The organism is Roseateles sp. P5_E1, assembly GCF_054049335.1.
In genome coordinates this window covers 1-704 of sequence record NZ_JBFUMN010000209.1, presented here as the reverse complement: position 1 = coordinate 704, position 704 = coordinate 1, and the positions used below count along the sequence as shown (strand labels likewise).

The 704-nt window shown below is 69.2% G+C and carries 1 protein-coding gene; it reads left to right on the top strand.

What is annotated here, in order from left to right:
• Window positions 1–2: 2 nt before the first annotated feature.
• A partial coding sequence (locus tag ACXJKJ_RS30645; protein WP_457395229.1) for a 3-dehydroquinate synthase family protein occupies window positions 3–704 on the top strand: 702 nt, incomplete at its 3' end.

Here is a 704-nt window from a genome sequence, read left to right as displayed (position 1 = left end):
GAGTGGACTGCGTGCAGTTGCCGACCTCGTTGCTGGCGATGGTCGATTCCTCGGTCGGCGGCAAGACCGCCGTGGACATTCCCGAAGGCAAAAACCTGGTCGGCGCGTTCCACCCGCCGCGCGCGGTGATCGCCGACACTGCGGCCCTGCGCACCCTGCCGCCGCGCGAACTGCGCGCCGGGCTGGCCGAAGTGATCAAGTACGGCGCCATCGGCGATCCGCTGTTCTTCCGCTGGCTGCAGGCCGAACACGCCGCGCTGCTGGCCGGCGATGACGCCGCGTTGGCCCAGGCGATCGCGCGCAGTTGCGAACACAAGGCCGAGATCGTCGCCCGCGATCCACTGGAAAAGGGCGAACGCGCCCTGCTCAACCTCGGCCACACCTTCGGCCATGCCATCGAAACCGAACAGGGCTACGGCGCGCCCGGCAACGACAACCTCAACCATGGCGAAGCAGTCGCGGTAGGCATGGTGCTCGCTGCTCRCCTGTCCGCCCGGCTGGGCATGAGCAGCGAGGCCGACACCGACCAGCTGCGCGACCTGCTGSTGCGCTACGAACTGCCGGTGGAAATTCCCGCCGGTCTGGCGCCCGACGCGCTGCTGGCACGCATGCGCCTGGACAAGAAGAACCTCGCCGGTCGGCTGCGCCTGGTGCTGTGGCGCGGCATCGGCCACGCCGAAGTGGTGGCCGACGTCGACGAAGCC